Origin of the sequence: Amphibacillus sp. MSJ-3, assembly GCF_018919165.1 — a bacterium.
In the GTDB taxonomy this organism is placed as follows: domain Bacteria; phylum Bacillota; class Bacilli; order Bacillales; family Amphibacillaceae; genus Amphibacillus.
The window spans coordinates 12,942-26,110 of the sequence record NZ_JAHLQM010000024.1; the positions used below are offsets into that span (position 1 = coordinate 12,942).

The following is a 13,169-nucleotide window of genomic DNA, read 5'->3' on the forward strand; positions in this document are numbered from 1 at the left end:
CCGCGGTTCCACCCTATTTACTAAAGACTCATCTTTAGTCACTTTGTTCACTATATGTTCCAGAGCGCCTTTCAACTCACTGTTATATCTGGCTCCCACTATCCCAGACTCGCTAATATAACCCGTTTCGTTTACTCTTCTCTTTCCTCACATATAGTCGTAATTATATGAAATACACCTTGATTTGTCAAGGATATTGACAGGTTTACTGATCTTATCATATCAATTTCAACCAACGAATTTCTAATGGCTACCTCTTCTTTTAAATTAGCCAGCTCCTCTGGCTGTTTACATATACCTTGTATGATTGATCTATCAAGGATAACAATAAAAGTTACAAACTTATCTGTTGTAAGATCGGCATGCATCATAATATTTAAATTGCTTTAACTAAGTAAATCAATTTGCTTTAAAAACTTCCGAGACTTTAAAATGAGTCCACCATACTCATCGTAATACTGTTCCAATATGGATTTTAGTAAATTCTTATTATCATCTTTGACAGAAATATTCGCGACTCTTTCCACACCAACCTTAGAAAAAAGGCGCATCAATTTTAATTGGGCCTCATTAATAGGAACATGATTAGGATCAATATGTAAACAATTTTTACAAAGGACCCCGCCCTCTTTTATAGAAAAACTATTTATACTGTCCGTTCGTTTACATCGAAGGCAATAATCAAGTATTGGAGCAAAACCTGCAATTTTATATAATTTCATTTCATACATCATCGTTAATACAAGTGGATCTTTATTTTCTGTTAATCCTTTTAATGTTTCAGTAAATTGCTGATAAATAAAATAATTTGGTGTTTTTTCATCCAATAGCTTATCAGTTAGTTCAGCGATATAGCTAGCATAAGCAGTTAATACAATATCTTCTCTAATTCGACGATGGGATTGAATCACTTCACCCTGCTCTAAAACACCCAGTCCCCTTCCGGTTCGAATTAAATATTGGCCATGAATAAACATCTGAGAGATTGCTGCCATTCGGCTTCTCGGTTTCTTTGCTCCCCGTGCAATGACACCTATTTTCCCTACTTTATCCGTAAATAAGGTCACAATAACATGTGTTTCCCCATAGTTCTGCGTGCGAATAATAACGCCCTCTACCTTTTCTAGCACCTCTCATCATCCCTCTTATTCCATGCTATCCAATTGATTTAGTTGTGATTCCTCTGATAAGTTATCTTCAGCGGTAGTTTTATCATCATAGTCCTTCATCAGTAGATAAGTTTCAATATTTCCAGTTTTACTAAAAACGATCCAAGGTAAATCATTCATGATAACTCCACCTTTCTCCTTTTAGTTAGAACCTCTACATTTATAGAATGACCAACACAAAAAAATCAATGTTGATTATTTATTTCCATGAATAATATAAATATTAGTTTTAATATTCATCTTGATTATAACCAAATTCATGAAGATATTGTTCTCGATTTCGCCAATCCTTCTGAACTTTCACCCACAAGTCTAAATAAACTTTTGTACCTAACAATCGTTCAATATCACGTCTTGCTTGTGTACCAATTTTCTTCAACATTGAACCTTGTTTACCGATGATAATTCCCTTTTGTGATTTTCGCTCAACAATAATCGTTGCATGAATTTCTACTTTTTCATTGGGTTTTTGTTCTATTTTATCTATGACAACTGCTATTGAATGTGGCACTTCTTCTTTTGTTTGTTGAAGTACCTTTTCCCGAATGAATTCACTAATTATAAAACGTTCTGGGTGGTCAGTTATTTGATCGTCGGGATAATATTGAGGCCCATCTGGTAATTGTTCTTTCAAAACAGCTAACAAATGGTCAACATTATTTCCTTCCAAGGCAGAGATAGGAATAATCTCTTGGAAGTTATATTTATCCTTATATTCCACAATTAAATCGAAAAGTTGATCAGGATTAATCTGATCAATTTTATTTATTACTAAATAAACCGGTTTATCAACGCTTTCTAATCGATCAATTATAAATTGATCTCCTCTTCCGTATCCTTCAGCAGCATTAATCATAAATAATATCGCATCAACTTCATTTAAAGTATTTTCTGCAATTTTAACCATGAAATCTCCAAGCTTATGTTTCGGCTTATGAATCCCTGGCGTATCAATAAAAATAATTTGCGAATTAGCATCAGTCATAACACCTTGAATTGTATTTCGTGTAGTTTGGGCTTTATCACTCATAATTGCAATTTTTTGACCAATTATCCGATTAAGAAAAGTTGATTTACCAACGTTTGGCCTCCCAATAATGGTAATAAAACCTGATTTAAATGAATCTTGTTGCATTGAATATCCCCCAAATCTAATTAAAAATCAATATTAACACTTTAGGTAAAAAGATAATTAGCCCTACGGTAGCTGCTATTATACTTGCTACTAAGACAGCACTAGCTGTTAAATCCTTTATTGCACCAGCCATCGGATGCCAATCAGGTGCTAAGTAATCTAACATAGCCTCCACCGCTGTATTTAACAATTCTGCTGTCACCACAAAGCCAATCATTATTAGAAGCATGACCCATTCCATTATTGAAACTGAAAAGATAAAACCAAAAATGATCACTAATGAAGCAATAATAAAATGTATTCTAATATTAATTTCATTAATATATGCATATTTTAAGCCATTTACTGCATAGCGTAAGCCAACTCGCTTTTTTTTACTCTCTTGATAATCCGAACGCATTTAATATTTCCTCTTGTTTATTAAACATGATTTGTTCATCTTTTTTATTTAAGTGATCGTAACCTAATAAATGTAGAAAGCCATGTAGGGCTAAAAAACTATATTCCCGTTTTAAGCTATGCTTATATTCTGTGGCTTGTTCTTTTACTTTTTCAACAGAGATAACAATATCACCAAGTGTTAATGGAGGAATTTGCTCACCTAATATGGCCACTTCTCCCTCACCTTGTTCCTGAAGCGCAAAGGAAATCACATCTGTCGGCCGATCGATTTGTCGATAATTACGATTAAGCTCCTGAATCGTTTGATTATCAACAAATGTGATAGATATTTCAGCATTATCTTCAATTCCCTCTTGTTTCGCAGCGAAATTAATTAAATCACTCACCGTGTTAATATATTCTTCATTAACTGAATTTGTCTCATCAAAAAAATCAATTAGCATGCTTATCTTGCCTCCTCAGACTCTTTAGGATAATGAATCCTTGAATGATAAATCCCATTTAAGGTCTCGCTTATTGTCTGTTTAATTTTTGTTAACTCTTTAAAAGTAAGAGAGCAATCATTAAATTGACCATCTTGTAATCTACCTTGGATAATTTGTTCAATTAGCTGATCTATTTTGGTTTTTGTTGGTTGATCCATTGATCGAACCGCTGCTTCAACAGAATCACAAATAGATACAATTGCTGACTCCTTCGTTTGTGGTAAGGGACCTGGATAGCGAAAGCTTGATTCGTTAATCTCTTTGTTAATTTCCTTCTCTTTATAATAGAAATATTTTAATAAAGAAGTACCATGGTGCTCTTTTGCAATATCAATAATCTCTTTTGGAAGGTTATGGTCTTTTAACATTTTTGCCCCATCATAAGGGTGGGCAATAATGATCTCTGCACTTTCGCTTGGTTGTAAAAAATCATGTGGATTTTTCATACCCATTTGATTTTCAATAAAATAGTGCGGTCGTAGTGTTTTACCTAAATCATGATAGTAAGCAGAAACACGTGCTAACAATCCATTCCCACCAATAGCTTCACAGGCTGCCTCGCTTAAGTTTGCTACCATAACACTATGATGATAGGTTCCAGGAGCATCTGTTAGTATTTTCCGCAATAATGGATGATTGGGATTGGCCAAAGCTAACAATTTCGTATCGGATAATAATTGTAATATCGATTCAAAAAAAGGCAGTGTACCAATCGCAACAATTCCAGATAGAAGTGCAGAAATAAAGCCATAGGCACCAAACAATATAATCTCGGAGAGTTGATAACTATCATATGATAAAAATACAAAGCCCAAGATAACTAATATGTTAACAATCCCAGTAACTGAAGCCGTTTTTAATATAGCTACACGATCCTTAATCGTGATTAGGGCTGCAATACTACTTATTTGAGCTGATAGAAAGTATATCCCTGCTTCTAAATTTAAGGAGCCAGGAATTTGTTCATTAAAAATAATCGTTCCTATAACTGAAAAAACAATCGCAAAAACCATTGCTAAACGTTCCCTGAACAGGATTTTAATCAAAATACTGCTAGCCGCTATTGGCATCAGTAAATAGAGTCGATTTATGTCTGTAGAGAACAAACTAATAAATTTCATAATACTAATTGTTAAGATAAAAATAATCGTTAATGCAGATAGATGTTTGAATTCTAAATATTCTTCATCTAAATAAGTAAATAAACTATAGCTCAACAATGATAATAACAATATGATCAGTATGATTAAGCCTAGAATCGGAAAAATATTACGATCACTATTCAATAAGCCAACAAGCGTTAGTTTGTCATAGATCTCATTCGTAATCGTTTGTCCTTCCCGAACAATAACCTCACCAGCACGAATCATTGCTGGTTCAACATTATTAATTGCTTGACTTTCTGCTTCCATTGTCTCTTCAATTGAAAAGAAAGAATTCTCAACAAGGGCAAATTCTCCAACTGACAACAAAGCCTCTTTTAATTCATCACTTAAACTTGAATATTGAAGCCTTTGACTTAGCTGAATCTGAGCATCTTCAATTTGGTCATGTTGAATACCTTCATTAAATATTTCATATAATGTCGTAGTTAGTAACTCATGGGCAACTTGCCGATCAGAGTTATTAGCAGAAATTAGTATTTGTAAATCTTCATCGCTAATATGCTCCGTAATCTCTTGACTAATCAATTGTTTTAATTCAATTAACTTATCTGCTTTGTTTTTTTCATTTGTTGATTTCTCATTCTTATTTAGCTTTTCATCTTCATCTTGATCAAGACTGGTTGAGGAAGGCTGATTAACTGATTCAATCACATCAAACAATTCATCAATATAATCAATTCTCTCGCTGGTGACATCAGTTGATATCAGATATCGATCCTCTACAGCTTGAAGTACCTCTCTTTGGCGTCTCTCTGTTTCTTTAGTATCTTCAATACTGATCGGTGATTGTATCGTTTCGTTTGCTACACTGTACCGTTCAAATTCATAAGTTTCAGTATATACATTAGATAATGTCGTAAGAAATACAGCTAAACCAATAAGCATCAAAGTAATTATAACCTGAATGGGCTTATTTACTTTTTTATATTGCTCAAATTTTATTTTCATATGAATTATACTCCTTAGTAAACTCATTCTTTATACATTATCATACAATGATTTTTATCTAATGTATATATTTAGAAGTCAATCTCATTAAAGAGCCCTTAATTAGAGGTTATTTATGATTTAACAAAAACAGCCGTCATAGTATACTATGACAGCACTATTTCGGTATCATTCGAATCTTTAAAGCCCTCTTTTATCATAAGCTTCAATTACTTTTTGCACGACAGGATGCCGAACAACATCATGTTGTTCAAGGTGAACAAAACTAATCCCTCTTATTCCGTTTAAAATATTCTGAACAGATACAAGACCCGAAATCGTTCCATTAGGTAAATCAATTTGGGTGATATCACCAGTGATCACCATCTTTGAACCAAAACCAAGACGGGTTAAAAACATCTTCATTTGTTCAGGTGTAGTGTTTTGTGCTTCATCTAAAATAACAAATGCATCATCTAGCGTTCGCCCACGCATATAGGCAAGTGGTGCGATTTCAATCGTTTCTCGATCAATTAATCGTTCTGTATGTTCATTGCCAAGTACATCATGTAAAGCGTCATATAATGGTCTTAAATATGGATCGACTTTTTCTTTTAAATCACCCGGTAAAAAACCCAACCGTTCTCCTGCTTCAACTGCTGGTCTAGTCAAAATAATTCTTTTTATTTCACCTGACTTCAGTGCGTTCACAGCCATTACAACAGCTAAATATGTTTTCCCAGTACCGGCAGGGCCAATTCCAAAAACTAAATCATTCTTTCTAATTTGATTGACATATTCACGTTGGCCTAAAGTCTTTACGCGAATCGATCGACCATGTGCATTACGCATGATCTCTTGATCAAATAAAGAATAAAATTGTTCGATTTTCCCTTGTTTCGCTAATTCAATGGCATAAATAACATCTCTTTCTGAAATATGAATGCCTCGTCTTATTACAGTTAAGAGAGCATTTAATACGTCACTTATTATTGCGATCTTATCTTGATCACCCTGTACTCTTATCTCTTCACCACGTGTGATGATAGACACATCGAGTTGTGTTTCTAATTGTTTTAAATGACGATCGTTATTTCCAAATAAACTCATTGCTTCTGCAGAATCCGTAATTTTTAAATCAATTATTTGCAATCCATCTGGCATACCTTAGTCTCCTTGGTTCATATCTATTGTATTCACGATATTTTCTTTAACCGTAAAGTATACGTGTAAGTTTACTTTACCATTCTCAGTAGATTGTTGCAAAATTTTTTCGTCAATAATAGCAGTTTCCCGTCCTAGATTTCGAAGCAAATTTTGGCGGGCTTGCTCTAATCCAATCCTGGTTGCCTCTTCCTCAGATCTTTTGATCTCTACGGGTATAATTTCTTTATGACTATCTCTTTTTAATGATATTGGTACCGTCCATTTCCCAAACGATAGCTCATAATAATCAGATTCAATATGTTCGAATTCAAAATCTGTTAAATGAAAGCCCCAAATCGGAATTTGAAATGAACCTATTTGAAGATGATATTTATTATTTACTTGTCCTGTTTCAGTTTGGTAAATGCCTTTTAACGGAATTGATACACGAGATTCATACCATGTTGTCGCATATATTTCCGCTTCTGCCTCACCCGTTTCAGCTAAGGTTTCATCTTTATCGTCTTTTTCAATCTGATTAAGTTCTCCAGTGACTAGAAGTTGCCCTTTTTTTACAAAATCATTAACAGCGACAAGTGATCGGCCTTTAGCAACAAACATCTCACTAATTACTCCATCTTTTTTTGCATAAATATGTGTTCTACGATTTTTATTTGGCTCTGGTGGTTGCTTCTTAGTTATCACCTCTAGTTTGTAGGAAACTCCATCAGGTACAATACCAACCCAAAGAAGATCGGGATAATCATTTAATAGTTTCCTTTGGATTTCAGATGGGTTGTCCATTAAAAATTTAACTTTTCCTTTTTTAACTCCATAATCAGAAAGGGTTATACTTATACTTTCCTTCATCTCACTTGAAACACCATCTATTTCAATAAACCAGACACATTGAGTTAAATAAAGAAAAAATATAAATGCAAGAAAAAAACTGATAAGTAATGGTTTTAATCCTTTTAGTCTTTTGCAAAAAAAAGGTAATCCTCTTCTCTTATCAAAGGATAATTTGTAGTGTGTTTTTCTTCTTAATTGACGAATTCTATTAATATCCTTTACATAAATATCACCAATGCATTCTAAATTTGATTGTTTTTTAATTGACCACACAGGAATCTGGTGGCGTGCACAAAAGTCAAAAAAACGTTCTGGATAATGTCCATGGACTCTTAAAGTAACGATTCCTTTTAACCAAATGGGTTGAATTTGTTTCATTTCTTCACTCCATCTTTTGTTGAACTTTCGATGATCGCTAATGTATCAATTTTACCTTCTATCAGGATTTCTGTTGATAACAACATTTTAATTACGAGATTAGATCCTTTAATCATTATCTGTCCATTTGTAATATTAAGACCTATCTCTTGATCAGTAAATCGAGATATGCCTCGATGATTTTCTATATATACATGAATATCACCGATCATGGTTATCCGCGGCAAATTTAGATGTTTAGTCATAGTCATGTTGGGTTTTGATTTCTTAAGATGATCAAATAATGCATGCAATTTACGCACGGAATCGCCTCCCTTACTTCTCAAGATATGATATTTATCCCGTAAACAGAACTAAACAAGAAAAAAACTAATCATTATTCATTTCAAAAATAAAAAAAGTATTGATTAAGAAAGTTATTTTTTTAGATTGACGATTATATGACACTTAGCTTAGTCATATGAAGGAAAAGATCGGCTAAAAAGTGGGGGATCAATAGTCAATAAAAGCCCGGTTTGTTTAGCCAACATTCAATAGAAGATGTGGAAACCCCTTATTAAGTAAAGGTTCGATAGGATAGGAAAAACTTTATAGAGGAGTGGTCTTGGATGACTCACACAGTGAATAGAAGGATGGTTGCCTGTCACATCAAACGTTCCCTTCAGATAAACTAAATAACCCTTGTTTTCTGTTATTCTAATCTTATTATGATTAATCCGAATCGATTATTGATGCGAAGTCTAACAGATCATTCATTTTAAAAAGCGATCAAACATTTCTGCTTGATCGCTTTAGTCATTATCTATTTAACATTCGGTATGGTTTTTTTGATCTCGGTTGACCTAAAACCTCCGACATAACAATCGTTCTAGCTAAGTTATTACGGGTTAAATGTTTTTTTACGTCCAAATGATCTTTTTTAGTTACATGATTAGCAGTCTGAGATACCTTTAGTCTGTCAAGATCATCCTCAGATTGTTTCAGTTTTCTGTGTGAAAAATCATCTGATTGCTGAGAAAACCTATTTAGCTCCTTTTGTAAGTTAGCTAATTGTTTTTTCTCTGACTCCTTTATTTTGTCACCTGCTCGTTCAAACTTAGTATTTGATGATTGTTTTGATTGAGAGTTAATTGTTTTTCGAGTAGTTGTTACCTTCTTTGTCTGTTCATTTCCCTTGTCCCTATGCGACTTGATAACAGAACTCGCGATAACAAGAATAAATGTAATGAGAGGAGCTAATATATCTTCCATAATTCCCCTCCTTTCGGCATTAATGCTTATTTATCATCTGGACTTTCATCAGATATTCTCCCGATTGAGTCCCTCATTTCAGTGTCAGCATTAATATTCTTATAGTTCATATAATCCATCACACCAAGGTTTCCTGAACGTAAGGCTTCCGCAAGAGCAAGTGGTACTTGAGCTTCTGCCTCAACAACTTTAGCGCGCATTTCTTCAACACGTGCAACCATTTCTTGTTCTTGAGCAACAGCCATCGCACGGCGTTCCTCTGCTTTCGCTTGAGCGATATTCTTATCCGCTTCAGCTTGATCTGTTTGAAGAATTGCACCGATATTTTTACCTATATCAACATCCGCAATATCAATCGAAAGAATTTCAAATGCGGTTCCAGAGTCCAAGCCTCGATTTAATACATTATGAGAAATTGAATCTGGGTTTTCTAAAACTTCTTTATGCGAGGTTGAACTACCAATTGTACTGACAACCCCTTCACCAACACGTGCGATAATTGTTTCTTCTCCTGCACCACCAACGAGGCGGTCAATATTTGCACGAACGGTGATTCTAGCTATCGCTTTTACCTCAATCCCATCAATAGCAATTCCTGAAATAAATGGTGTTTCAATTACTTTTGGGTTAACACTCATTTGTACGGCTTCTAGAACATCCCGACCCGCTAAATCTATCGCAGCGCCGCGCTCAAAACTAAGGGCGATATTGGCACGTTGAGCGGCAATGAGGGCATTGACGACTCGATCAACATTACCACCTGCTAAATAGTGGCTCTCAAGTTGATTAATATTAACATCAACCCCAGCCTTATGTGCCTTAATTAATGGATTAATCACACGGTTAGGTATAACTCTTCTTAACCGCATCCCAATAAGTGTGAAAATACTTACCTTTACTCCAGCAGCTAACGCACTAATCCAAAGTGCAACAGGAATAAAAGTTAGCAAGACAACAATAGCGATAATAATAATACCAATAATAATAACTGGCAAAATGTCCCACGTTTGACCCATAATTATCATTCCTCCTCTTGATTATGTTCTCTTACAACAATACGTGATCCTGCCACATGAATAATCTGAACGGGTGTATTTTCTTTAATAAAACTACCTTCAGTTACAACATCTATTCTTTCATTATCAATAAAGGCAATACCAGAAGGTCTAAGGGGTGTAATCGCCGTTCCTATTTTCCCAACTAAATCAACTCGATTAACTGTAGATACATAACCTCGATCTGTTGTTGTGGCATCATTTAAGACAATATATTTGAAAGGGCCTTTTTCTAAGCCGATTCGTCGATACAAAAAGATACCTGTTCCAATCGTCACAATAAGTGCAATTAATAGACTAATACTCATCTGTTTGATATTATTCGATGCCATTAATAAAGAAGCTAAAACACAGATTGATCCAATAGCTCCTAGAATACCACCTGGTACAAAGAACTCAATAACGATAAAACCAATTCCTAATATAAGTAAAACAAGAACTTCATATCCCGCAAAGCCAGCTACCATATGGCCATAAAAGAAGAGCACAAGAGAAGTTACCCCTATTAAACCTGGAATCCCAAAGCCTGGAGAAAACAACTCAATAATTAAGCCCAAACCTGCCAAGGATAAAAGAATTGATACAACAGCAGAATTTGTTAAAAACCGTGTAATCTCCTCAGCTGGAGTCGGGGTGACTTCAATCATTTCCGCTTCAGATAAACCTAGTTCTGCTAGAAGCTCTGTTCGGTTACTGACAGTTCCATTAGAGTAACCTACTTCGATAGCAGCAGTTGGACCTAAAGTTAAATATTCACCTGCTGGGGCATTGTATTCTGGTAAGTCAATTTCTTTATCTGCCATTGCCTCTGCATATATTCGATCTCTTCCTTTGGATTCAGCTGCACTACCCATCGCTTCTCTCCAATAGGATTGAGCCTTTTCATCCGCGGCATTGCCGTCACTGGTAATAATACCACTTGCTCCAATTGTAGCTTGTGGATTCATATAAATATTATCGGCGAATAGTGCGATATAAGATCCAGCAGATAAAGCCTGGCTTCTTATGTATGCCGTTTTAGGGATTGTCACCTCTTGAATAATTTCACCAATATTATTCGCTGCATCAACCCGACCACCTGGCGTGTTAATTTCAAAAATAATATGATCAACATTCCCGTCAACAGCTTCTGTTATTGTTCTTCGTAAAAATGCTTCTAATCCACGTTCTACTTCCTTTTCAATTGGAATAATATACACAGTTTTTTCTTCATCATTTTCCTGACCCTTTGCCTTAATCTCAATAAAATTAAAGAGACTCAATAAAACAATTAATAAAATAAAAAAAGTTTGGTTAGAAAGTCTTTTCATCACACCACCTCTATTTTTTATATTTTAAGAAAGTATCAAATTATCTAACACTTTCCAGTACATTATATCATGAGCTTAATAAAAAATCCCCTTTCATTAAAAATGATCAGGGGATTTTCTATTTATTACGAACTATGTCTTATGATAAATGTTTTTGAACAAATGCATTCACTTCTGATCCATCAGCCTTACCTTTAACTTTTGGCATCAGCACACTCATCACTTTTCCTAAATCTTTCTTTGTTGTTGCGTTCACTTGTTGGATCGTTTCAACAACAATTTGCTCAAGCTCATCGCTTGATAGTTGTTCTGGCATGTATGCTTGTATTACACTTAAATCTTTATCATGTTTTTCTACAAGATCATCGCGTCCAGCTTCTTTAAATTCGTGGAGGGAATCTTTAATTTGTTTTAGTTCTCGAGCTAAAACAGTTAATTCTTCGTCTTCAGATAATTCGTCTTTACCAAGTTTAATGGCCTCATTTTGTAATGAAGCTTTCAGCATGCGAATAACACTTAATCTTTGCTTTTCTCTGTTGCGCATAGCTGATTTCATATCTTGATTCAGAGATTCTAGTAATGACATTTCGTTTCTACACCCTCTTTATAAGAAATAAATATTTCTTATATTTAAATTACTTACGCTTTCTAGCCGCTTCAGATTTCTTTTTACGACGAACACTAGGTTTTTCATAAAATTCACGCTTGCGATATTCTGACAATGTTCCTGATTTTGATACATTGCGTTTAAAGCGACGAAGAGCATCTTCAAGAGACTCGTTTTTACGAACGCGAGTTGTATTTGACATGCTAATTTCCCTCCCTCCGAAGCATCAACAATTTAATCAGACAAATGATAGCTTCCTTTGTCTCTATGATATTATAATATAATGCTATTTATAGGTCAACTTATTTAGTTTTACAACCAGCCATATCTGTTAATGCTTGTAAATGACAAAAATCCAAACACCGGGTGATTATTTAAGAGTTTAATAGCTAAATCCATTCCTTAACTATGAAAAGCAGTCAAGTAATACGATAAGCGTTCTATATATAAATGGAGTAAGACTTTTCGAATAATTTCTATAAATATATTGTCTATCCTATAATTATGAAGTGGTCAAAGCCCATATTCATGTCAATTTGTTTCTTCAAAGAAATATGATAAGACAGATAACAAATATAATGGTGCTGTTTCAGTTCTTAATATTCTTGGACCTAGTCGAACCGGTTCAAATCCACTCTTGTATAATTGATCAATCTCTTCCTTAGCTATACCACCTTCTGGTCCGATAACAATACCAATCGACTGACCAGCTTGTACTTCTTTCAGATAGTGTTCTATGCTTCTTGTTTTGACTTCTCGTGCCGTTTCTTCATATGCAACAAACTTATGATCAAATGATTGACTAACTGAAACAATTTGCTTTAAGGACTGTGGAAATTCTATTGTTGGTTGAATCGTTCGATGTGATTGTTCAGCAGCCTCTTTAGCAATTTTCTGTAGTCGTTGGATTTTTTTTGAACTTTTTTTATGATCCCACTTAACTATAGATCGTTTTGATTCTAAAGGGATAATCGTTGAAACACCTAATTCAGTTGCCTTTTGAACAATCCATTCTAATTTATCACCTTTTGGTAAACCTTGTATTAAGGTTACATTCACAGGTAGCTCCACTTGATCCTTTAGCTTGTTTAGGATTAATAATTGAACATTCCCATCGCCAATCTTCTCAATTGAGCATTGATATGCATGACCATTTGGGTGGTTACAAATGACTTCATCACCTGGCTGCATTCTCATGACATTAACAATATGATGGTAATCATCGTCATCAATGTTTACTTGCTGTTCAGACCAATTTTTTTCTTCAACAAAATAGCGTTGCATAT

Annotated in this window: 15 protein-coding genes and 1 other annotated feature (1 of these 16 only partly in view); all 15 genes read right to left on the bottom strand. The window is 34.4% G+C overall.

Going from position 1 to position 13,169, the window contains the following annotated elements; translation table 11 throughout:
- Positions 1-157: a binding site (T-box leader), on the bottom strand; it reaches 16 nt to the left of the window's first position.
- A gap of 229 nt (positions 158-386) precedes the next feature.
- The 15 genes from recO to KQI76_RS08355 all read right to left on the bottom strand — a co-directional run bounded on the left by recO (position 387) and on the right by KQI76_RS08355 (position 13,167).
- The gene (recO, locus tag KQI76_RS08285; protein ID WP_216399856.1) at positions 387-1,130 is read right to left on the bottom strand and encodes a DNA repair protein RecO; all 744 of its coding nucleotides are present in this window, start codon (positions 1,128-1,130) and stop codon (positions 387-389) included.
- Between the two features lie 15 nt (positions 1,131-1,145).
- Complete coding sequence (locus KQI76_RS08290) at positions 1,146-1,289, bottom strand: YqzL family protein (protein WP_216399857.1); 144 nt, start codon at positions 1,287-1,289, stop codon at positions 1,146-1,148.
- 109 nt (positions 1,290-1,398) lie between these two features.
- The gene (era, locus tag KQI76_RS08295) at positions 1,399-2,304 is read right to left on the bottom strand and encodes a GTPase Era (RefSeq protein ID WP_216399858.1); all 906 of its coding nucleotides are present in this window, start codon (positions 2,302-2,304) and stop codon (positions 1,399-1,401) included.
- A 16-nt stretch (positions 2,305-2,320) separates the two neighbouring features.
- Positions 2,321-2,704: a diacylglycerol kinase family protein gene (locus tag KQI76_RS08300; protein ID WP_216399859.1), complete on the bottom strand. Its 384-nt coding sequence runs from the start codon at positions 2,702-2,704 to the stop codon at positions 2,321-2,323.
- Positions 2,679-3,149, bottom strand: a complete 471-nt coding sequence (gene ybeY, locus KQI76_RS08305; RefSeq protein ID WP_216399860.1) for an rRNA maturation RNase YbeY — start codon at positions 3,147-3,149, stop codon at positions 2,679-2,681. Before ybeY ends, KQI76_RS08300 begins: the two co-directional genes overlap by 26 nt.
- 2 nt (positions 3,150-3,151) lie before the next feature.
- Positions 3,152-5,305, bottom strand: a complete 2,154-nt coding sequence (locus KQI76_RS08310) for an HD family phosphohydrolase (protein WP_216399861.1) — start codon at positions 5,303-5,305, stop codon at positions 3,152-3,154.
- A gap of 180 nt (positions 5,306-5,485) precedes the next feature.
- Positions 5,486-6,448, bottom strand: a complete 963-nt coding sequence (locus tag KQI76_RS08315) for a PhoH family protein (protein ID WP_216399862.1) — start codon at positions 6,446-6,448, stop codon at positions 5,486-5,488.
- A 3-nt stretch (positions 6,449-6,451) separates the two neighbouring features.
- Entirely contained in the window at positions 6,452-7,660 is a 1,209-nt protein-coding gene (yqfD, locus tag KQI76_RS08320) for a sporulation protein YqfD (RefSeq protein ID WP_216399863.1), read from the bottom strand.
- Positions 7,657-7,962, bottom strand: a complete 306-nt coding sequence (gene yqfC / locus KQI76_RS08325) for a sporulation protein YqfC (protein WP_371817670.1) — start codon at positions 7,960-7,962, stop codon at positions 7,657-7,659. The genes yqfD and yqfC overlap by 4 nt, the downstream gene beginning before the upstream one ends.
- Positions 7,963-8,458: 496 nt before the next feature.
- Positions 8,459-8,911, bottom strand: coding sequence for a hypothetical protein (locus KQI76_RS08330; protein ID WP_216399864.1), 453 nt, complete (start codon positions 8,909-8,911; stop codon positions 8,459-8,461).
- Positions 8,912-8,937: 26 nt separating this feature from the next.
- Positions 8,938-9,927, bottom strand: a complete 990-nt coding sequence (gene floA, locus KQI76_RS08335) for a flotillin-like protein FloA (protein WP_216399865.1) — start codon at positions 9,925-9,927, stop codon at positions 8,938-8,940.
- 5 nt (positions 9,928-9,932) lie between these two features.
- Positions 9,933-11,276 carry an NfeD family protein gene (locus KQI76_RS08340; protein WP_216399866.1) on the bottom strand — a complete coding sequence of 448 codons (1,344 nt, stop codon included), beginning with the start codon at positions 11,274-11,276 and terminating at the stop codon, positions 9,933-9,935.
- Between the two features lie 139 nt (positions 11,277-11,415).
- Positions 11,416-11,862, bottom strand: coding sequence for a GatB/YqeY domain-containing protein (locus KQI76_RS08345; RefSeq protein WP_216399867.1), 447 nt, complete (start codon positions 11,860-11,862; stop codon positions 11,416-11,418).
- A 49-nt stretch (positions 11,863-11,911) separates the two neighbouring features.
- On the bottom strand, positions 11,912-12,085 hold the full coding sequence (rpsU, locus tag KQI76_RS08350; protein WP_216399868.1) for a 30S ribosomal protein S21: 174 nt from the start codon (positions 12,083-12,085) through the stop codon (positions 11,912-11,914).
- Between the two features lie 329 nt (positions 12,086-12,414).
- Positions 12,415-13,167, bottom strand: coding sequence for a 16S rRNA (uracil(1498)-N(3))-methyltransferase (locus KQI76_RS08355; protein ID WP_216399869.1), 753 nt, complete (start codon positions 13,165-13,167; stop codon positions 12,415-12,417).
- Positions 13,168-13,169: the final 2 nt, after the last annotated feature.

What these genes read in the sequence shown, in the direction of transcription:
- KQI76_RS08355 (WP_216399869.1), bottom strand. Translation starts at nt 13,167, where the DNA reads ATGCAACGCTATTTTGTTGAAGAAAAAAATTGGTCTGAACAGCAAGTA.
- floA (WP_216399865.1), bottom strand. Translation starts at nt 9,927, where the DNA reads ATGGGTCAAACGTGGGACATTTTGCCAGTTATTATTATTGGTATTATT.
- KQI76_RS08290 (WP_216399857.1), bottom strand. Translation starts at nt 1,289, where the DNA reads ATGAATGATTTACCTTGGATCGTTTTTAGTAAAACTGGAAATATTGAA.
- KQI76_RS08345 (WP_216399867.1), bottom strand. Translation starts at nt 11,862, where the DNA reads ATGTCATTACTAGAATCTCTGAATCAAGATATGAAATCAGCTATGCGC.
- rpsU (WP_216399868.1), bottom strand. Translation starts at nt 12,085, where the DNA reads ATGTCAAATACAACTCGCGTTCGTAAAAACGAGTCTCTTGAAGATGCT.
- KQI76_RS08300 (WP_216399859.1), bottom strand. Translation starts at nt 2,704, where the DNA reads ATGCGTTCGGATTATCAAGAGAGTAAAAAAAAGCGAGTTGGCTTACGC.
- era (WP_216399858.1), bottom strand. Translation starts at nt 2,304, where the DNA reads ATGCAACAAGATTCATTTAAATCAGGTTTTATTACCATTATTGGGAGG.
- KQI76_RS08315 (WP_216399862.1), bottom strand. Translation starts at nt 6,448, where the DNA reads ATGCCAGATGGATTGCAAATAATTGATTTAAAAATTACGGATTCTGCA.
- KQI76_RS08330 (WP_216399864.1), bottom strand. Translation starts at nt 8,911, where the DNA reads ATGGAAGATATATTAGCTCCTCTCATTACATTTATTCTTGTTATCGCG.
- yqfD (WP_216399863.1), bottom strand. Translation starts at nt 7,660, where the DNA reads ATGAAACAAATTCAACCCATTTGGTTAAAAGGAATCGTTACTTTAAGA.
- KQI76_RS08310 (WP_216399861.1), bottom strand. Translation starts at nt 5,305, where the DNA reads ATGAAAATAAAATTTGAGCAATATAAAAAAGTAAATAAGCCCATTCAG.
- ybeY (WP_216399860.1), bottom strand. Translation starts at nt 3,149, where the DNA reads ATGCTAATTGATTTTTTTGATGAGACAAATTCAGTTAATGAAGAATAT.
- KQI76_RS08340 (WP_216399866.1), bottom strand. Translation starts at nt 11,276, where the DNA reads ATGAAAAGACTTTCTAACCAAACTTTTTTTATTTTATTAATTGTTTTA.